This is a genomic window from Arthrobacter sp. ISL-85 (genome assembly GCF_018613675.1).
Taxonomy (GTDB): domain Bacteria; phylum Actinomycetota; class Actinomycetes; order Actinomycetales; family Micrococcaceae; genus Arthrobacter.
In genome coordinates this window covers 102,158-120,885 of sequence record NZ_JAGGPQ010000005.1, presented here as the reverse complement: position 1 = coordinate 120,885, position 18,728 = coordinate 102,158, and the positions used below count along the sequence as shown (strand labels likewise).

Annotated in this window: 18 protein-coding genes and 1 tRNA gene; all 19 read right to left on the bottom strand. The window is 65.6% G+C overall.

Annotated features, from left to right (window positions below; all coding sequences use genetic code 11):
- Positions 1-25 precede the first annotated feature (25 nt).
- Positions 26-943, bottom strand: coding sequence for a Bax inhibitor-1/YccA family protein (locus J7I84_RS03445; protein WP_214940649.1), 918 nt, complete (start codon positions 941-943; stop codon positions 26-28).
- A 151-nt stretch (positions 944-1,094) separates the two neighbouring features.
- A complete protein-coding gene (locus J7I84_RS03440) occupies positions 1,095-1,802 on the bottom strand; it encodes an ABC transporter ATP-binding protein (protein ID WP_396020029.1) in 708 nt (235 codons plus the stop codon).
- The gene (locus J7I84_RS03435) at positions 1,795-2,775 is read right to left on the bottom strand and encodes an ABC transporter ATP-binding protein (RefSeq protein ID WP_251046009.1); all 981 of its coding nucleotides are present in this window, start codon (positions 2,773-2,775) and stop codon (positions 1,795-1,797) included. Before J7I84_RS03435 ends, J7I84_RS03440 begins: the two co-directional genes overlap by 8 nt.
- Complete coding sequence (locus J7I84_RS03430) at positions 2,772-4,016, bottom strand: branched-chain amino acid ABC transporter permease (RefSeq protein ID WP_214940644.1); 1,245 nt, start codon at positions 4,014-4,016, stop codon at positions 2,772-2,774. The genes J7I84_RS03435 and J7I84_RS03430 overlap by 4 nt, the downstream gene beginning before the upstream one ends.
- The gene (locus J7I84_RS03425; RefSeq protein WP_214940642.1) at positions 4,013-5,020 is read right to left on the bottom strand and encodes a branched-chain amino acid ABC transporter permease; all 1,008 of its coding nucleotides are present in this window, start codon (positions 5,018-5,020) and stop codon (positions 4,013-4,015) included. Before J7I84_RS03425 ends, J7I84_RS03430 begins: the two co-directional genes overlap by 4 nt.
- A gap of 153 nt (positions 5,021-5,173) precedes the next feature.
- Complete coding sequence (locus tag J7I84_RS03420) at positions 5,174-6,406, bottom strand: branched-chain amino acid ABC transporter substrate-binding protein (protein ID WP_214940640.1); 1,233 nt, start codon at positions 6,404-6,406, stop codon at positions 5,174-5,176.
- Between the two features lie 248 nt (positions 6,407-6,654).
- A tRNA-Leu gene (locus J7I84_RS03415) sits at positions 6,655-6,728 on the bottom strand.
- 112 nt (positions 6,729-6,840) lie between these two features.
- On the bottom strand, positions 6,841-8,307 hold the full coding sequence (locus J7I84_RS03410) for an NAD(P)/FAD-dependent oxidoreductase (protein WP_214940638.1): 1,467 nt from the start codon (positions 8,305-8,307) through the stop codon (positions 6,841-6,843).
- Between the two features lie 57 nt (positions 8,308-8,364).
- On the bottom strand, positions 8,365-9,747 hold the full coding sequence (locus J7I84_RS03405) for a S8 family serine peptidase (RefSeq protein WP_214940636.1): 1,383 nt from the start codon (positions 9,745-9,747) through the stop codon (positions 8,365-8,367).
- 4 nt (positions 9,748-9,751) lie between these two features.
- On the bottom strand, positions 9,752-10,699 hold the full coding sequence (locus J7I84_RS03400; RefSeq protein ID WP_214940634.1) for a Ppx/GppA phosphatase family protein: 948 nt from the start codon (positions 10,697-10,699) through the stop codon (positions 9,752-9,754).
- Positions 10,696-11,367: a DUF501 domain-containing protein gene (locus J7I84_RS03395; RefSeq protein ID WP_214940632.1), complete on the bottom strand. Its 672-nt coding sequence runs from the start codon at positions 11,365-11,367 to the stop codon at positions 10,696-10,698. The genes J7I84_RS03400 and J7I84_RS03395 overlap by 4 nt, the downstream gene beginning before the upstream one ends.
- Before the next feature lie 27 nt (positions 11,368-11,394).
- Positions 11,395-12,072: a septum formation initiator family protein gene (locus J7I84_RS03390; RefSeq protein WP_214940629.1), complete on the bottom strand. Its 678-nt coding sequence runs from the start codon at positions 12,070-12,072 to the stop codon at positions 11,395-11,397.
- A gap of 149 nt (positions 12,073-12,221) precedes the next feature.
- Positions 12,222-13,502, bottom strand: coding sequence for a phosphopyruvate hydratase (gene eno / locus J7I84_RS03385; protein WP_214940626.1), 1,281 nt, complete (start codon positions 13,500-13,502; stop codon positions 12,222-12,224).
- A 118-nt stretch (positions 13,503-13,620) separates the two neighbouring features.
- Complete coding sequence (locus J7I84_RS03380; RefSeq protein WP_251046058.1) at positions 13,621-14,211, bottom strand: MazG nucleotide pyrophosphohydrolase domain-containing protein; 591 nt, start codon at positions 14,209-14,211, stop codon at positions 13,621-13,623.
- A 79-nt stretch (positions 14,212-14,290) separates the two neighbouring features.
- Positions 14,291-15,427 (bottom strand): adenosine deaminase, encoded by a 1,137-nt coding sequence (locus tag J7I84_RS03375; protein WP_214940620.1) that lies wholly within the window; start codon positions 15,425-15,427, stop codon positions 14,291-14,293.
- 81 nt (positions 15,428-15,508) lie between these two features.
- Positions 15,509-16,234 carry a DedA family protein gene (locus J7I84_RS03370; RefSeq protein WP_214940617.1) on the bottom strand — a complete coding sequence of 242 codons (726 nt, stop codon included), beginning with the start codon at positions 16,232-16,234 and terminating at the stop codon, positions 15,509-15,511.
- A 133-nt stretch (positions 16,235-16,367) separates the two neighbouring features.
- A complete protein-coding gene (locus tag J7I84_RS03365; RefSeq protein WP_214940613.1) occupies positions 16,368-16,997 on the bottom strand; it encodes a DedA family protein in 630 nt (209 codons plus the stop codon).
- Positions 16,998-17,003: 6 nt separating this feature from the next.
- A complete protein-coding gene (locus tag J7I84_RS03360; RefSeq protein ID WP_214940611.1) occupies positions 17,004-18,320 on the bottom strand; it encodes a thymidine phosphorylase in 1,317 nt (438 codons plus the stop codon).
- Complete coding sequence (locus J7I84_RS03355) at positions 18,317-18,724, bottom strand: cytidine deaminase (protein ID WP_214940609.1); 408 nt, start codon at positions 18,722-18,724, stop codon at positions 18,317-18,319. The genes J7I84_RS03360 and J7I84_RS03355 overlap by 4 nt, the downstream gene beginning before the upstream one ends.
- Between the last annotated feature and the right edge of the window lie 4 nt (positions 18,725-18,728).

The following is an 18,728-nucleotide window of genomic DNA, read 5'->3' as shown; positions in this document are numbered from 1 at the left end:
ACGACGGCGGACGGCGGCTACGTGCTCAATCGTCGCCGCGCAGGATGGCCAGCAGGCGGATGATCTCCACGTACAGCCAGACCAGCGTGACGGTCAGGCCGAAGGCAGCTGTCCACGAGAACCGCTGCGGAGCCCCGCTGCGGACGCCCGCCTCGATGCTGGTGAAGTCCATGATCAGGGAGAACGCGGCCAGGCCGATGGCCAGCAGGCCGATGAAGACGCCCAGCGGGATGCCGAAGATTTCAACGCTGGTGCGCAGGCCGAATGGCGTCTGCACGGCGCCTGTCCAGACCAGCACCATGTTAATCAGGGAGAACACGGCGTAGCCGATGATGGCGATCATGAAGAACCGCATGGCGCGGGGCGTTGCCCGGACCTTGCCGCTCTTGAAGAGGATCAGGGTTACGGCGAACACCGAGAGTGTGCCGATGACTGCCTGCAGGCCGACACCCGGGAACTGGGTGTCCAGGATCCGGGTCAGGCCGCCGAGGAAGAGTCCTTCCAAAGCTGCATAGGCGAGGATCAGTGCCGGCGAGGGCTGTTTCTTGAAGGTGTTGACCAGGGCCAGGACGAATCCGCCCAGCGCTCCGAAGATCATCAGCATGGAAGCCAGCGGCAGGCCGACCGTCAGGGTGATGGCCGCTCCCACCAGCACGGCACCGAGGCATGCAGCTGTCTTCATGATGACGTCGTCGAACGTCATCCGGCCGGTGTCCGCGGGGCCGGCCGACGGCTGGCTGTACATCTGCCGCAACTGGTCGTCGGTCATGCTCTGGGGCTGGGTGCCCCAACCCTGCTGGCCATACGGTTGCCGGCCGTAGGGTGCCTGGCTGTAAGGCGCCTGGCCGTACGGCGCACCGTAGGGAGCCTGCGGGACAGGCGGTGCCTGGGTGGCTCCACGGAAGTTCTTTCCGTTGAAGATCGGGTTGCCGCCAAGTGCCATTGCGGGATTCCTCCATGGGGGTGTGGGTGATGAGCTGTTGGTTACGCTACCAATTCCCACGTGGGGGCCGTTGCGAAAGTTCCCATGGGGCCCGGTTGCAACCGAACCGTGACCGTTGCCTCCGGTTGGGCACCGGGCCCCATGCGATGAACTACCCCACGCCCAGGTAGGCCTCTTTGATGGAGGGATCTTCCAGCAGCTGCTTGCCGGTGCCGCTGTGGGTGATCTCCCCGGTCTCCAGCACGAAGGCGCGGTGCGCTCCGGCCAGGGCCTGGTTGGCGTTCTGCTCCACCACCAGGACCGTGGTGCCCTGGTTGTTGATTTCCTTGATGATCCTGAAAATCTGGCGGATGAACTGCGGCGCGAGGCCCATGGACGGCTCATCCAGCAGCAGAAGTTTCGGGTTGGACATGAGGGCCCGCCCAATGGCCAGCATCTGCTGCTCACCACCGGACATGGTTCCTCCGTACTGCTTTTCCCGCTCTTTCAACCTCGGAAACAGGTCAAAGACGCGGTCCAGGTCCCTGCCTACGCCGGTTCTGTCCTTGCGCCCGAACGTTCCCATGTCGAGGTTTTCCATGACGGTCATGCCCGGGAAGATACCGCGCCCTTCAGGGGCCTGGGAGATGCCATGGACCACGCGGATGTGGGCCTTCATCTTGGTGATGTCCTGGCCGCCGAAGGTGATGCTGCCTTCGGAGCAGTTCAGCAGGCCGGAAATAGTCCGCATGGTGGTGGTCTTGCCGGCACCGTTGGCACCAATGAGCGCCACCACCTCGCCTTCGTCGACGGTGAAAGAGATGTCCCGCAGGGCCTGGATGCGGCCGTAATGGACGGACACTCCCTTAAGTTCAAGCAACGTCATCTTCAGGCTCCCCTAGGTAGGCGGCAATTACGCGCGGGTCTTCGCGGATCTCGCGCGGCAGTCCGTCCGCAATCTTCTTCCCGAATTCCAGCACGACGATCCGGTCTGTCACGCCCATCACCAGTTTCATGTCGTGCTCGATCAGCAGCACGGTATAGCCCTCATCCCTGATGGTGCGGATCAGGGCCATCAGTTCCTCTTTTTCGGCGGGGTTGAAGCCGGCCGCAGGCTCGTCCAGGCAGAGCACCTTCGGATCAGTGGCCAGTGCCCGCGCAATCTCAAGCCGGCGCTGGTAGCCGTATGGAAGCTGCCGGGAGAGCACATGCGCATGGCTGCCGATACCCACGAAGTCGAGGAGGGCCATGCCCCGCTCGATGGCCGATTTCTCCTCCCTGGTGTGGGTAGGCAGGCGCAGCAGTGCCCCGCCCACACTGGTCCGGTGCCGCGCGTCCAAACCCACCACCACGTTCTCAAGGGCGGTCATCTCCCCGAACAAGCGGATGTTCTGGAACGTCCGGGACAGGCCCAGGCGGGTGATTTTGTGCTGCTTGATGCCGTTCAGGACCTGGCCCTCCAGCATCACTTTCCCGCTGGTGGGCTTGTAGACGCCGGTCATCGCATTAAAGCAGGTGGTCTTGCCGGCGCCGTTTGGCCCGATGAGCCCCAGGATCTCGCCACGCTTGATGTTGAAGCTGACGTTGTCCAGCGCCACGAGGCCGCCGAACTTGATGGTCAGGTTCTGCACCTCCACGATGTTGTCGCCAACCTTGACCGCGATATCGCGGTCGGGTGCCACCTTCTCGGCCAGTTCCTGGTCCACGCCGGCCTCGGCGAGGGCATCCATGTCCAGCTCCGGCGCGACAGGAGCCACCTCGCTGCCTCCAGCCCCGCCGTCCTCAATCGTGCTGTCGCGTCCCGGCTGTGCCTCCACGCTGCTGGAGCCGGAGCGCGTTTCCTCGTTGCTCATGCCTCCGCTCCTCTCTGTCCGGCCACGCGGCCTTCCGGGCCGGCCGGTGGAATGCCCGTGTCTTTGGGTTCCGCGTCCCGGCTGGTGATTTTGTTCAATGCGGTCCTGCCGTAGGCCAACAGCCGCTGCCGGGCGGGCAGCAGTCCCTGGGAACGGAAGATCATGATCAGCACCAGGGCAATGCCGAAGATCAGGTACTTGTATTCGGCGATGGCCGTGAATCTCAGCGGGATGTAGCTGACCAAGGCCCCGCCAAGGATGGCGCCTACCTTGTTGCCGGCGCCGCCCAGGACAACTGCGGCGAGGAACAGGATCGACGTGGTGACGTCAAACTTCTGGTTGTTGACGAACCCCACCTGCCCGGCGAACAAAGCGCCGGAAAGGCCGCCGATCGCGGCACCGATGGCGAAGGCCCACACCTTGTATTTGAACGTGGGAACGCCCATGATTTCGGCGGCGTCCTCGTCTTCACGGATGGCGATCCAGGCCCGGCCAACCCTGCTGCGTTCCAGGTTGCCCACCAGGAGGGTGACGATGATGATGATGGTCAGGGTCAGCCAGTACCAGGGCACGCCGTTCGAGTTGGAGAAGATCGGCGTTCCGCCGGCTTCCGTACCCGGCGGGTGTCCCACGTTCTGGAAACCCACCTGGCCTTTCATGGCCGGAATGATGGTTGCCAGGATGCGGACAATTTCGCCGAACCCGAGCGTCACGATGGCAAGGTAATCGCCCCTGAGGCGCAGGGTAGGCACGCCCAGGACCACGCCGAAGAACATCGTGACCGCCATGGCGATCGGGATGGTCCACAGGTACGGGATGTGCAGGAATGGCGAGTCGGGACTGGTCAGCATGGCCGCACAGTAGGAACCCACCGCGAAGAAGGCGACGTAGCCCAGGTCGAGCAGGCCGGCGTAGCCAACCACCACGTTGAGGCCGACGGCGATGAGCGCGAACCGGGCCATGTCGAAGCAGGCCAGCGCGAAGTTGTTGCCGGGCTCCGTGGTGATGATGGGCGGGTTGAACAGCGGAAGCAGGTAGGCCAGTATGACGACGACCACCAGGAAGGCCCACTGCTGTTGCCGGGACAGGGCATGCCAACGGTCGGAGAAGGACCCCGACTTGCGCCTCCCACGTTGCCCGAGGTCGCTCTTACCCGCTGCTTTCGATGATGCTTCGCGTTCCTCTGCTGCCTGCTCGGCGGCCGCTGTCCGCAGCGGCGTGGGGCCGTCCGTCATGCTCATGCTTTGCTCCTTCCAAGGGAGGTTCCCAGGATGCCTTCGGGCCGCAGCAGCAGCACGAGCACCAGCACTACGAACGCCACGACGTCGGTCCACTGCGAGTTGCCCAGCAGGATCTGGCCGTAGTTGCCGATCAGGCCGAGCAGCAGGCCGCCCAACAGTGCGCCGCGGACGTTTCCGATGCCGCCGAGCACGGCCGCAGCGAACGCCTTGATGCCCAGGACGAAGCCACCGCTGTACTGGACACCGGACGGGATTTTCATGACATAGAACAAGGCGGCGGCTCCTGCGAGCAGACCTCCGATGACGAAGGTGGTAATAATGATGCGCTCTTTGTTGACGCCCATCAACGTGGCGGTATCGGGATCCTGGGCAACGGCCCGGATGCCGCGGCCGGTGCGCGACTTGCTGATGAACCTGTCGATGCCCACCATCATGATCACTGCGGCGATGATGATCACCAGCTGCTGCGAATCGACGATGGTGCCGAAGACGTCGAAGATGGGCGTGGGCCGGAACATGGTCAGGGCCAGTTCGGGGCTGGGACCGCGCCACAGGTAGATGAGGTACTGGATGGTGAAGGACGCGCCGATGGCGGTGATCAGGAAGACCAGGCGGGGCGCGTTCCGTTGCCGCAGGGGTTTGTACGCGATCCGCTCCAGCAGGAAGGCTGTCACGGCCGACGCAACCATGGCCAGGACCAGCGCCAGCAGCAGGTTCAGGATGATGGCCCAGATGTCGAGCCTGGGAACTGAGGGGCCGAAGCCAAGGCTGCTGAGGGTGAAGAAGACTGCATAGCAGCCAACGATGAACACTTCCGAGTGGGCGAAGTTGATCAGGTTCAGGACGCCGTAAACCAGGGTGTAACCCAGCGCCACGAGCGCATAGATGGCTCCGAACGTGAGGCCGTCAAAGGTGGCACTCCAGAAGTTCTGGGCCAGGGACGGTATGTCGAAGGTGATCCAGTCGTTTTCCGTCGGAAGTAGTGGGACAAGAGAGGGAAGCATGGGAACATCCTGATCCAGTTGCACGCGGCCTTGTGGGCCCGGCCGTGGGACTTGTGTCTATTGACGTAACTTTGGCCTGGGCTGCTGCCAAGCGAAGAAAAGGCTGTGGGGGCCCGCTATTGCTGGCCCCCACAGCCGGTTCATGCGTAGCTGCTACTCCCCAATGGGACCGACGGGAACGATCTTTCCGTTTTCCACCTTGTAGCCGTAAACCGTGGGGGCCTGGAGCTCGCCCTTGGCATCCCACTTGTAGTGCTTGCTCAGGCCGTCCTTGTCATAAGCCTTGACCCAGGCCAGCAGGTCAGCCCGGTTTTGCTTGCCTGCGTCGATGCCGGACAGGAGGACGGTTGCGGCGTCGTAGCCTTCGATGGAGTACGTTCCGGGCTCGGCACCCTTGGAAACGTCCTTGTAGGCCGTTGCGAATTCCGGGATCAGCTCACCGGGGAGGCAGGGGCAGGTGAAGTAGGCGTTGTTGGACGCGTCGCCCGCCTGCTTGATGAACTGGTCGTCCTTGACGCCATCAGGTGCCACGAACGTTCCGGTGAAGCCCTTTCCGACCAACTGCTGGTCGAACGGTGCACCTTCAGCGTAGTACCCGGAGTAGAACACCGCGTCAGCCTTGGCGTTCATGATCTTGGAGATCACTGCGGAGAAGTCCTTCTGCCCCGTGGTCACCTTTTCAGTCCCGGCAAGGGCACTGCCCAGGCCGGCGGAGGTGGAGGTTCCCAGGCCGATGCCGTAGTCGGAGTCATCCTGGACCAGGTACACCTTCTTGGCACCGAGCTTCCCGGTGAGGAACTTGGCGGCAGCTGGGCCCTGGACGGCGTCATTGCCGAGGCCGCGGAAGAACGTGGTCCAGCCGTTTTCGGTCAGCGTGGGGTTGGTGGCCGACGGGGTGATGTGGACCAGGCCCTTCTGCTCGAAGATGTTGCCCGTGGCCTTGGATTCACCGGAGAACGGCAAACCGACCACACCTACGATGTCCGGTTCACTTACCATCTGGGTGACGGGACCGGTGGCCTTGTTCGGGTCGCCTTCCGTGTCGAACTTCTTGAACTGGACCTGGCATCCCGGGTTGGCCTTGTTGTGCTGGTCGATGGCCAGCTGGATGCCGTTGAAGATGTTGACGCCGAGCTGGGCGTTGGGGCCGGTCTCTGCACCTGCGTAGGCGAGCGTGGTGGTTGCGGGGCAGGTTGCCTTGCCGTCACCGGCGGGCTTTACCGCACCGGCAGGAACATCCACTTTCGAAATGGCGGGGATGTTCACCTTGCTGGACGAGCCGGAGCTTTCGGTGGTGCCAGGACCCGCCTGGTTGGCGCAGGCCGACAGCAGCATGCTGAATGTGGCTGCCGCTGCCAACGAGGTGAGGACTTTCTTTCGGTACATTTGTCTGCCTTCCGAAACAGGGCCATGCGATGCGCGTGCGGATCAATGGGGCGCCTCAGCGCCCGGAATTGGACCAGGAATTCCTGATTTAGCTTCAAGCTAATGCATAGACGGCGGCGAACCTAAGTGACAGAGGTCACAGCCTTATAACAGTCGTTTCCTCCGCGGAATTAAATGCAGGAAGCCGCCTGCATTGCAGGCGGCTTCCTGGTGTCCGGGACCTCGCGGGCGCCGGAAGGGACAGTCTGTACCCCAGGTGGGACTCGAACCCACAACACGCGGATTTTAAGTCCGCTGCCTCTGCCAATTGGGCTACTGGGGCGCCGGGTCAATGGTACCTGCCCGGGGCGGGTTGGCTGGAAACGCCGACGGCGGCCGGCCCGCAAAGGGGACGGCCGCCGTCGGACGCTGTGAACCGTGGTGGAACGGGGGCGCTACTTGGCGTTGGCTGCCACGGTCTCCTTGGGAGCGGCGGCAGCGGCTGAGCCGGAGCCGGCGGCCGGAACCGCTGCGGGTGCAGAGGCGGGCTTGGGGGCCGGGGTGGCCGCCGAGACGAAGGCGCCGCGGGGGTTGTCCAGGTCCATCAGCTGCGTGGTGTCGCGTCCGGCGAAGAAGCCAATGATCCAGTTCAGGATGACGCGGAACTTACGCTCAGCCGTGGGCATGGCCATGCCGTGGTAGCCGCGGTGGGCCAGCCAGGCGAGTCCGCCCTTGAGGCCGATCCGGCCCAGCAGGTTGATGTTGGCAACGCCTTTCCACTCGCCGAAGCCGGCCACGGCACCGAGGTTCTTGTGCTTGTAGTCCGTCAGCGGCTTGTCCCAGCGCGAGGCCCACAGGTTCTCGGCGAGGCGCTTGGCCTGGCGCAGGGCATGCTGGGCGTTAGGCACGCAGGTGCCGTCAGGCAGGCCCTTGCCGGTAAGGTCCGGAACAGCGGCGATGTCGCCGGCTGCCCAGGCGTTCTCCACGATGCCTTCGTCGCCGGAGATTCGCAGGTCCGGCAGGACGCGGACGCGGCCGCGGGGCTCGAGCGGGAAGTCGGTGGAGCGGACCATCGGGTTCGCCTGCACGCCGGCCGTCCACACGAGCGTGTCGGCCTCGAATTCCTGCGCGGGGGTCTTGTCCGGAAGGTTGATCAGCTTCAGGGAGCCTTCCGCGCTGTCCAGCGAGGTGTTCAGGAGGACCTCAATGCCGCGGCTGCGCAGGTGCTCGACTACCCAGTCAGCCTGCTTGGCGGTGACCTCGGGCATGATCCGGCCCATGGCTTCGACCAGGACGAAGCGGACTTCCTCCTGCTTGATGCGGGGGTTGTTGCGGACTGCTGCCCGTGCGAGGTCTTCCATCTCGGTGATGCACTCGATGCCGGCAAAACCGCCGCCGACCACCACGAAGGTGAGGGCCCGGGCGCGTGCCGCGGGGTCCGTCATGGTGGAGGCAACCTCGATGCGCTCCAGCAGCTTGTTGCGCAGGGCAACAGCTTCCTCGATGGTCTTCAGGCCGATGCCCTTGTCCGCCAGGCCCTTAATGGGGAAGGTGCGGGTGATGGCGCCGGCTGCGAGCACGACGTCGAAGTAGGGCACCTCGAAGTTGGCGCCGCCATCGGCGGGAGCCACCACGGCCGTCCGGTTGACGTGGTCGATCGACGTGACGCGGCCCTGGATGAGTTCGGTCTGCTTGAGGTGCTGGCGGTGGGAGACCACCGCGTGGCGGGCTTCAATGTTGCCGCCGGCCACCTCGGGGAGGAAGGGCTGGTAAGTCATGTAGGGCAGGGGATCGACGACGGTGACGATGCCACCGGCATTGGCGATCTTCTTCTGCAGTTTCAGTGCTACGTACAGGCCGACGTACCCGCCGCCGACGACGAGTACCCTGGGACGGTCCTGGAGCTGTGGGGTGGTTGCCATTGTTCAAGGATACAGGAGTTTGTGAAAATCTTCACTAACCGCGGAAGCCTCCGTAACCTAGGAATCGGGGCTTGACCGGACGCTTTCCATCACTCCCGTATCCGGTTCCTCCCCGCCCAGGGAAGGGTTGCGGGCGGCCCTTCGGAGCTGGATGGCAGCGGCGGCAATGATCGCCACGAAGAGGACGGCAAAACCGATCACGACGGCGGCGCCGATGGCACTGTCGCGCTGGGACGGCGCCTTGGCAGCCGGAACGGTTGCTTCCGGCAGCGTGGGTGCCGCGCTGGGCGCGGAGGTGGCCGTGGGCAACGGGGTTGCCGGGGCAGCATTGCCCCGCCTGTGCACGCGGATCCACTCAGCGATGGTGCCCAGCGGATTGACAGTGACCTCCGGAACGTCGGCCTTGAGCGCCGCCTCGGCGTTGAGGATGCCATAGCCGTACAGCGGATCCTTGCCCGGGGTGCCGGCATCCTTTGCCGTGGAGACGATCCTGTTGATCACCTGCTCGGCGCTCATGTCCGGCCATTTGGACCGGATCAAGGCGGCGACGCCGGCAACGATCGGGGTGGACCCTGAGGTTCCGGCCCACTCGGCATAGCCACCGCCGGGCAGTCCACCCAGGAGGTTCTCCGCTGGGGCAGCTACGCCGATACTGATCCCCTGCGACGAAGCGTCCACGCTGGCCACGTTCTTGCGGTCCAGGCCGGCGACGGTAAGCACGCCGGGAATGGTGGCGGGCGCACCCACCTGGGCGTTCCCGCCCACCCGGTTGCCGGCGGCAGCCACAATGACCACGTCCTTTTGCTCGGCATACAGGAAGGCGGCGTCCCAGCTCTGCGGCCACTGCGGCGTCGTGCTGCCGAGCGAAATATTGATGACCCTGGCACCGTTGTCCACCGCCCAGCGGACGGCTTCGGGAATCTGGTCCTGGTCGCTTTTGCCGGAGGGGTTGGCGGAGCCCAGCCAGGTGGAGACAGTGAGAAGCTGCGCTTCGGGCGCTACACCCATGATGCCGTCCGGCGGAACCGCCGGGCCCGGGCTTGGGCTGGGGCTCGCGCTGGCGGGCTGGTGTCCGCGCCCTGCCAGCATGGTGGCTACCAGGGTTCCGTGTTCAGGCTTGGAGCCGACGCTTTTCTGGCCGTCCGGCTGGCCTGAGCCGGATGCGTCGTAACCGCCGGCAATTGCGCCTTTGAGGTCCGGGTGCTGGGCATCGATGCCGCTGTCGATGACCGCCACCTTGACGCCGGCGCCTTTTGACACTTCCCAGGCCTTGGTAATGCCCGAGTCTGCCAGCCAGTATTCCTTATCGCGCCACTCGTCGGCGTGCGCGGCGGGCGCGGTGAACAGGCCGCCGAACAGGCAGCACACGGCCAGCAGGACGGCTACTGCGGCGGCGGCAGCCCGGGACATGGGGCGGATTGAAGCGGGGGTGGAGTGCATGGGCCTACCCGATGCTCAGCGCGATGCCGTCAAGGATGTCGTGTTCGCTCGCGGTTGCTGCGGTGATCCTCCCGCCGCTCAGCTCCCCCATCCGTTCCAGGATTCGGCGCCATACCAGTCCCCCGGCACCGATGACGTCCACGCGGCCGGGGTGCATGTACGGCAGTGCGGCACGGCCGGCGCGGGTCATCTCCAGCAGGTCGGTGGCGGCGTCGCGGATATCCGCGAGGGGCAGCGCTGCGCCGTGGATTGCCTCCGGCGAATATTCGGGCAGGCGGAGCGCATGGGCGGTGATGGTGGTGACGGACCCGGCAACGCCGACGACGGCGGCGGCTCGTTCCAGGGGCACGTCACGGCCGGCGCGGGCGATGGCTGCGTCCACGTCAGCTTCCGCGGCGGCGATCTGCTCGGCAGTAGGCGGATCATTGCGGAGGTGCCGTTCGGTCAGCCGGACGCAGCCAATATCCACGGACTTGGCGGCGGTGACGCCCGCCGCGGTACCCAGGACGAACTCGGTGCTCCCCCCTCCGAGGTCCACCACCAGCACCTGCTGGCCGTCAAGGACGGGCAGGACGCTGCTGGCCCCGGCGAAGGACAATGCCGCTTCCTCGTCCCCGGAGATGACCTCCGGTTCCACTCCCAGCAGCTCCCTGACACCATCCACGAAGACGTCCCGGTTGCGTGCGTCGCGGCTGGCGGAGGTGGCCACGAACCGGATCCGCCCTGCGCCATGGTCCCTGATCAGGCGGGCGTAGTCGGCGGTTGCGGCAAGCGTGCGCTCCAGCGCCTCCGGAGCCAGTTCGCCGGTGGCGTCCACGCCCTGGCCCAGCCTGACCACGCGCATTTCCCGCACGACGTCGGTAAGGGCGGCGCTGCCGTTGCTGCGGTCGATGTCAGCAATCAGGAGCCGGATGGAGTTGGTGCCGCAGTCAATGGCGGCCACGCGGGTCATTCTGCCGCCCCCGTGGTTCCGGTGGACTTCCGAACGGGGGCGGGCCGGCCGACGATGTCCGGCAGGCCCTGCGGTCCGTGGCGGCTGAGGTCGCGGGACGGAGCCTCCCCGGTGGTGTCCCAGGCACCGTCGCAATAGCATCTGTCGGCCGTCCACCACTCACTGATCATGGCGAGGGCCTGGTCTCCGAGCGGGTTCACGCCGCTGCCTGCTGCCAGGGAGTGGCCCACCAGGACATGCAGGCATTTGACGCGCGCGGGCATCCCGCCGGCCGAGACGCCGTCGATTTCGGGCACCGGACCGATGCCGGAGCGCTGTCCGATGCCCTCCCGCGCGGCCAGGTACTCCGTGTGGGCCGTCCGGTAGGCAGCCGCAAGTTCGGCGTCAGCGGCCAGCTCATCGTTCATGCTGTTCATGACACCAGCAGCTTCAAGCCTCGAAACGGCGGACGTGATGACCGGGTGCGTCAGGTAGAAGGTGGTGGGAAATGGCGTGCCGTTGCTCAGCCGGGGGGCAGTGGCCGCCACCAGGGGGTTGCCGCAGACGCAGCGGGCCGGAATCTCCACGACATCGCGGACGGGACGTCCCAGCTGCCTGCTCAGTACTTCAAGGTCGTGTGCTGTTGGTTGGCGGGATTCGTCCCGGGCGGCTGCCGTGTTGTGTTCCACTGTCGCGGGCCGTCCTTCCTGTGCGGTTCAGTCTGTGGCCGCACGCCTGATGGACTCCCACAGGGAATCCACCCACGGCAGATCGGCGGGGTCTTGTGCTGCTGCGCCGGCGGGGCTACTGCTTTCTCCGGCCGGCTCATCGCTGCCAAAAACCCAGTAGCCGGTTTCGCCCGGCATAACCATGTTAATGCGGTCGCGGGCCTGCTGCTTGACGTAGTTGGGGTCCTGCCAGCGCGAAACCTGCTGGCGGAGGGCGTCGCCCTGGGTCTGGCGTGCAGCGATGTCAGCGTTAAGGGCGTCGATTTCGGCCTTTTTGTCGAAGAAGATCTTGACCGTGGGCGCCAGCATGATCGTAATTGCGATCATCACCACGGCCAGTGCCAGCATGCGGCCGGAAAACGCCTTGGCGGGGACGGGGTGCTGTTCCTCGTCAGGGGTCCGGGCGTCCTTGCCGTCAACCGGACTGCTGCCTTTGCGCCTGGCAGACGGCCCGGGCGTTTTGGCTTCCCCCGCTTTTCGGCTTTGGCCTGCAGTTCCGCGCCCGTGGTTGTCCGTCGAAGGTGAAGGGGGCGTGGTGGCCGCGCCCTTGCCCGGCCGGAAATCCGCGCGGATCACCGCGGCACCACTGGAGGAACCGTCGTCGGCCGTTTCCTTGGCTGGACGGGCGGGGGCAACCTTGGGAACTTTGGGACGGCGGGTAGCCATGACACTCCTGAAACGCAGCCTCCCGGGGCCGCCACTATCTGTGCTGGATATTCACTGCTGAAACCACTGCTGGGATAAATGCTGCTGGAGACAACAACGGTGGCTATGGTCTTTCAACCATAGCCACCGCGGATGGGTTTAGGCGGTTACTAGCCCTTGAAACGCGGGAACGCGCTGCGTCCGGCGTAGCGTGCGGCGTCGTCCAGTTCCTCTTCGATGCGCAGCAGCTGGTTGTACTTGGCAACACGCTCGGAGCGGGCGGGTGCGCCGGTCTTGATCTGGCCGGCGTTGGTGGCCACCGCGATGTCAGCGATGGTGGTGTCCTCGGTTTCACCCGAGCGGTGCGAGGTGATGGTGGTGTACCCGGCGCGCTGCGCCAGGCTGACGGCGTCCAGGGTCTCGGTCAGCGAGCCGATCTGGTTGACCTTGACCAGCAGGGAGTTGGCGGTCTTGGTGTCGATGCCGCGCTGCAGGATGGAGGGGTTGGTGACGAAGAGGTCGTCGCCAACCAGCTGGACTTTGTCACCGATGGCGTCGGTGAGGGTCTTCCAGCCTTCCCAGTCGTTCTCGTCCAGCGGGTCCTCGATGGAGACCAGCGGGTAGTCGGCCACGAGCTCGGCATAGTAGGCGCTCATGTCGCTGGCGGACAGGGCCTTGCCTTCGAACTGGTAGGCGCCGTCCTTGTAGAACTCGGAGGAGGCAACGTCCAGGGCCAAGGCGATGTCCTTGCCCGGGGTGTAGCCGGCGTTCTTGATGGCTTCGGTGATGAGGTCCAGGGCTGCACGGTTGGACGGCAGGTTGGGCGCGAAGCCGCCTTCGTCGCCGAGGCCGGTGGACAGGCCCTTCTGCTGCAGGACGGACTTGAGGTTGTGGTACACCTCCACGCCCCAGCGCAGGCCCTCGGAGAAGGTCTCGGCGCCGATGGGGGCGATCATGAATTCCTGGATGTCGACGTCGGAGTCCGCGTGGGATCCACCGTTGAGGATGTTCATCAGCGGCACCGGCAGGACGTGTGCGTTGGGGCCGCCCAGGTACTTGTAGAGCGGCAGGTCTGCGGAAGCTGCGGCCGCGTTGGCAACCGCCAGGGAGACGCCCAGGATGGCGTTGGCACCGAGCTTGCCCTTGTTGGGGGTGCCGTCCAGGTCCAGCATGGCCTGGTCGATGCTGCGCTGGTCGGTGGCGTCGAAGCCGGTCAGGGCGGGGGCGATCTGGTCGATCACGGCGTCCACGGCCTTCTGCACGCCCTTGCCGAGGTAGCGGCCCTTGTCGCCATCGCGGAGTTCGACGGCCTCGTGCTCACCGGTGGAAGCGCCGGAGGGAACCGCCGCGCGGCCGATCTGGCCGTCCGAAAGCAGGACTTCAACTTCGACGGTGGGGTTGCCGCGGGAATCGAGGATCTCGCGGGCGTGGATGGCATCGATAAGCGCCATGAATTTGCTCCTTATGGGCGATTAACGGGGGGAATCAGGCAGAAAACTCGACGTACTCGTCACGGTCCAGCCTAGTCGAGAGTGCTCCGGGTTACTCAAACCGGTCAAGGCCTGGACGTCATGATGGCGCTGGGTCATTTTGGTCGGCCGGATCGTTTTGGTACCGGCGGACGGCGGCGCGCAGGGCCCGCTCGGCGTCCATGCCGTTGTCCCGGGCGGAGCGCACGACGGCGAGCAGCAGGGTTCCCAGCTCCTCCTCGCTTTCGGGGACGGGAGCCCCCGGAGGAAGTCCGAGGCCGGCGCGGGCTGCACGGTCAAGCGACTTTTGTGCCCTGGCCAGTGCGGGAAGGGCGCGCGGGATTCCTTCGAAGGGATCCCTCCGTTCCGGCTTTTCGGCCCGCTTGACGGCATCCCATTTATGCTCGATCTCCGCAACGGTGGCCGGGAAGCTGTCCTGCAGGGAGCCGTCAGGCCGGAAAACGTGGGGATTCCGGCGGACCATTTTGGCAGCCAGGCCGCGAGCCACGTCGTCGAACGTGAAGGCGCCGCGTTCCTGGGCTAGCCGGGCGTGCAGCACCACCTGGAGCAGGACGTCCCCCAGCTCGCCCCGGAGTTCGGCGTCGGGGTGGCCCTCTTCGATGGTCTCAGCCACCTCGTAGGCCTCCTCAAGGAGGAATTCCACCAGCGATGCGTGCGTCAGCGCGCCCATCCAGGGGCAGTGCTCGCGCAGTTGGGCGATTTTCTCCAGCAGCTCCGCCGTGGCGGAGCTGCTGGGCCCGGGAGGCGGGTCAGCCAAGGTTGGCGTAGGCGTCGTTGATGTACTCCACCAGCGCTTCCTTTTCCTCCAGTGGCAGGAAGGATGCCTCGGCGGCGTTCAGGGTCAGCTCCAGCAGGTCGTCGAGGTCGTAGTCGAAGGTTTCCACCAGCAGGTTGAACTCGTCGGTCAGGGTGACGCCGCTCATCAGCCGGTTGTCGGTGTTGATGGTGACGTTGAAGCCCAGCTGGTAGAGCATGTCCAGGGGGTGGCTTTCGATGCCTTCGCCGAACTCCGCGATCGCGCCGGTCTGGAGGTTGGAGGAAGGGCAGATCTCCAGGGCGATGCCGCGGTCGCGGACCCAGCTGGAGAGGTCGCCGAGGGTGACCAGGCCCACGGTATCCCCGGCGTCTTCGTCGTCGTCGAATTCCACCATGATGTCCTCGGCGATGCGGACGCCGTGTCCCAGCCGCAGGGCGCGGCCGTCCACCAGCGCGGACTGGATGCTCTCCAGCCCGGCAGCCTCGCCCGCGTGCACGGTGGCGGGGAAATTATGCTGGGCAAGGTACGTGAAGGCGTCCTTGAAACGGCTGGGAAGGAACCCGTCCTCTGCCCCGGCGATGTCAAAGCCCACGGCACCCTTGTTGCGGTGGCGCACGGCCAGTTCAGCGATCTCCTGCCCCCGGTCGGCGTGTCGCATCGCGGTGATCAGTTGGCCCACCTGGATCTCGCGCCCGGTCTCGGAGACGGCCTCGACACCCGCTTCCAGGCCTTCCTGTACCGCCTCCACGGCCTCATCAAGGCTGAGCCCCTTCTGGAGGTGCTGCTCCGGCGCCCAGCGCACTTCGCCGTACACCACGCCGTCGTCCGCGAGGTCCTCGACGAACTCCTTGGCCACCCGGAACAGGCCGTCGAAGGTCTGCATGACGGCCACGGTGTGGTCGAACGTCTCCAGGTACCGGACCAGGGACCCGGAGTCGGCCGATTCGCGGAACCACTGCCCCAGGGCCACCGGGTCCGTTGAGGGGAGCGTGTGGCCAACGGCCTCCGCCAGTTCGATGATGGTGGCCGGACGGAGTCCTCCGTCCAAGTGGTCGTGAAGGGAAACCTTGGGCAGGCTCTTCAGGTCAAAATCGATGGCAGGGGCAGCGTCAACAATGGGCTCAGTCACGTTCCCACCTTAGGGTGGGCCGGAGTTCAAAGCCAGCCGTTCAAAGCCGGCAGCTCAAAGCCAGCCGTGCAAAGCCGCCCGCTACTTTGCCGCTGGACGGGTCTTTGCCGAGGGCACCACCAGGGCCTGCGCGCCGGGCCGGCCTTCCTGCCCGGAACCGGAGGACTCTTCACTCGGTCCGTCCGCATCCTGTGCGTCGTGCCGGCCCAGCCGTTTGTGCCACCAGCGGAGCAGGTGGTCGATGGCCACGCCCAGGACAATGGCGAACACGACGGCGATGCCCGCGCTGAGCAGCGGGTTGTGGTGCAGCCACGGGAACGAGCTGGCCAGCACGCCGATGCCAAGGGAGTAGCCCACCCAGGTCACGCAGGCAAAGGCGTCGAAAACGAAGAACCGGCGGTGCGAGAAGCCGGTGCTTCCGGCCACGTAGTTGACGGCGACGCGTCCCCAGGGGATGTACCGTGCTGTGAAGATCAGCACCGCGCCGCGTTTTTCAAGCTCATAGCGGGCCCAGGCGAAGACTTTCCGAACCTTGGGCCGGCGCATCCAGCCCCAACGCTCCAGGCCGATCTTGCGGCCGAGCAGGTAGGCCATGTTGTCCCCGCAGATGGCGCCGACCAGTGCCGTGAGGCCGAGGATCCAAAGGTTGGGTTCGCCGCTGTGCCGGGAGAAGGCTGCGAGCGCCACGATGAGCGTCTCGCTGGGGACCACCATGGCGAAGCCGTCCACGAAGAAGAACACCAGCAGCGCCGGGTAAATCCACCACTGGCCCGCTGCATGGAGCACGGCCTCATTAATAAACTCCACGCGGTGTTGCTCCTGTATAAAAATGACACAGCTAAAGTGCCGCAGCCAAAGCGGAAATCGTTCCTAAGTGTCCCACGCTCCGGGCCCTGTCCGCTACGCCCGAATGGCCCTAATTACCCCTTAAACGCGCTGCTCAGGCCCCAGGTTCCCGGATCCGTTCCATCACGTTGGTTTTACCCCGGATTTTGTTGATCGCCAGGTCCACCACAATGCCCAGCGCAACCGCGCAGACAATGGCGATTGCAGCGCCAAGGATGTGGTTGTCCTCAAACCACTGGCCGAAGAAGAGCCCGACCGCCACCGAGTAGCAGGCCCACAGGCTTGCTGAAAGGATGGTCAGGCCCACGAACCGCAAGTGGTGGTAGTGGGTGACCCCGGCGGTCAGGTTGACCGCCACCCGTCCGATCGGAACGAATCGCGCCACCAGGATCAGTGACGCGGGCCGCTTGCGCAGTTCCCTGCCGGCCCAGCGGAACGCGGCCTGCATGCGCGGTCCCCGCATCCAGGCCCAGCGGCTGGTACCCACCCGGCGGCCCAGCAGGTACGCAATGTTGTCGCCCAGGAAGGCCCCGGCGGCGGCCACGACTGCCAGGACCAAGGGGTTGGGCACATCCGCGGTGGCCGCCACGGCGGCGAGGCCCACCACTACGGATTCACTGGGAATGGGCGGAAAGAAGCCGTCAATGACACAGCAGGCCAGCACCAGGACCAGCACCCACGGCTGGCCGGCTGCGGCGAGGATGAAGTCATTGATGGCCTGCATTGGTCCCTATGCTATGCGGTCGATAATGAGCTGCTGGGCAGGCCGCGAACCTTCCGGAGCGATGACCACGGCGTGTTCCAGGGCTTCCCGGGCGCGGGCGAACCGCTCCGGGGTGTCGGTGAGCAGTGTCATCAGAGGTTCCCCTGCACGCACGGTGGCACCGGGCTTGGCGTGCATGCGCACCCCGGCCCCCGCCTGGACTGCGTCCTCCTTGCGGGCGCGGCCGGCCCCCAACCGCCATGCAGCGACACCGACTGCGAGCGCATCCAGTTCCACCAGCACCCCGTCGGCAGGGGCGTAGACGACGTCGGATTCCCGCGCCACGGGCAGGGCGGCGCGGGGGTCACCGCCCTGCCCGGCGATCATCCGGTTCCAGACGTCCATGGCCCGGCCGTCCTTGAGGGCGGCGGCTGGGTCGGCGTCGTGCACGCCTGCACAGGCGAGCATCTCTTCGGCGAGCCGGACGGTCAACTCCACCACGTCCTCCGGGCCGCCGCCTGCCAGCACCTCCACCGATTCCTCGACTTCAATGGCGTTGCCGGCGGTGAGGCCCAGCGGGGTGTTCATGTTGGTCAGCAGGGCGACGGTGTTAACCCCCGCGTCCTTGCCGAGCGCCACCATGGTTTCGGCCAGTTCGCGGGCTTTGGCTTCGTCCTTCATGAAGGCACCGCTGCCCACCTTGACGTCCAGGACCAGCGATCCGGTGCCCTCGGCGATCTTCTTGCTCATAATGGAGGAGGCGATCAGCGGGATGGCCTCAACCGTTCCGGTGACGTCGCGCAGCGCGTAGAGCTTCTTGTCCGCGGGTGCCAGGCCGGAACCGGCGGCGCAGATCACCGCCCCCACGTCCTGGAGCTGGGCCAGGATTTCGTCGTTGGACAGGCCTGCGCGCCACCCCGGAATCGACTCGAGCTTGTCCAGCGTGCCGCCGGTGTGGCCCAGGCCGCGGCCGGACAGCTGTGGGACGGCGACGCCGAATACAGCCACCAGGGGGGCCAGCGGCAGGGTGATCTTGTCCCCTACCCCGCCGGTGGAGTGCTTGTCCGTGGTGTACTTCAGGCCGCCGTCGGGACGCCTAAGGCTGGAGAAATCCATTCGCTCCCCGGACGCAATCATGGCGGCCGTCCAGCGGGCAATTTCGGCACGGTCCATGCCGTTGAGCAGGATGGCCATGTTGAGGGCTGCCATTTGTTCGTCAGCTATGGCTCCCCGGGTGTACGCGTCGATGGTCCAGTCGATCTGTTCGGGGCTCAGCGTCCCCTTGTCGCGCTTGGTGCGGATGATGTCAACGGCGTCGAACGCCTCGGCTTTGCTGCCGGTCATTGGGTCTCCTCCAGGTGTTCGGGACCAAAGGCGTCGGGCAGCACCTGGTCCATGGTTTTGATGCCTTGGCTGGTCATGAGCTGCATGTCGGGGGCCCTGAATTCGTAGAGCAACTGCCGGCACCTGCCGCAGGGCATGAGCACGTTGCCCGCCCCATCCACGCAGTAGAAGGCCCGCAGCAGGCCGCCGCCGGTCATCTGCAGTTCACCCACCAGGACGCACTCGGCGCAGAGGGTCAGCCCATAGCTGGCGTTCTCCACGTTGCAGCCGCTGACAATCCGGCCGTCCCCGGTCAGCGCCGCGGCTCCCACCGGAAATTTTGAGTACGGGGCGTAGGCATTCTTCATGGCAGCGACGGCGGCAACCTCCAGGGCTGCCCAGTCCACCGTTTGCGCGTTGTCCATGGCG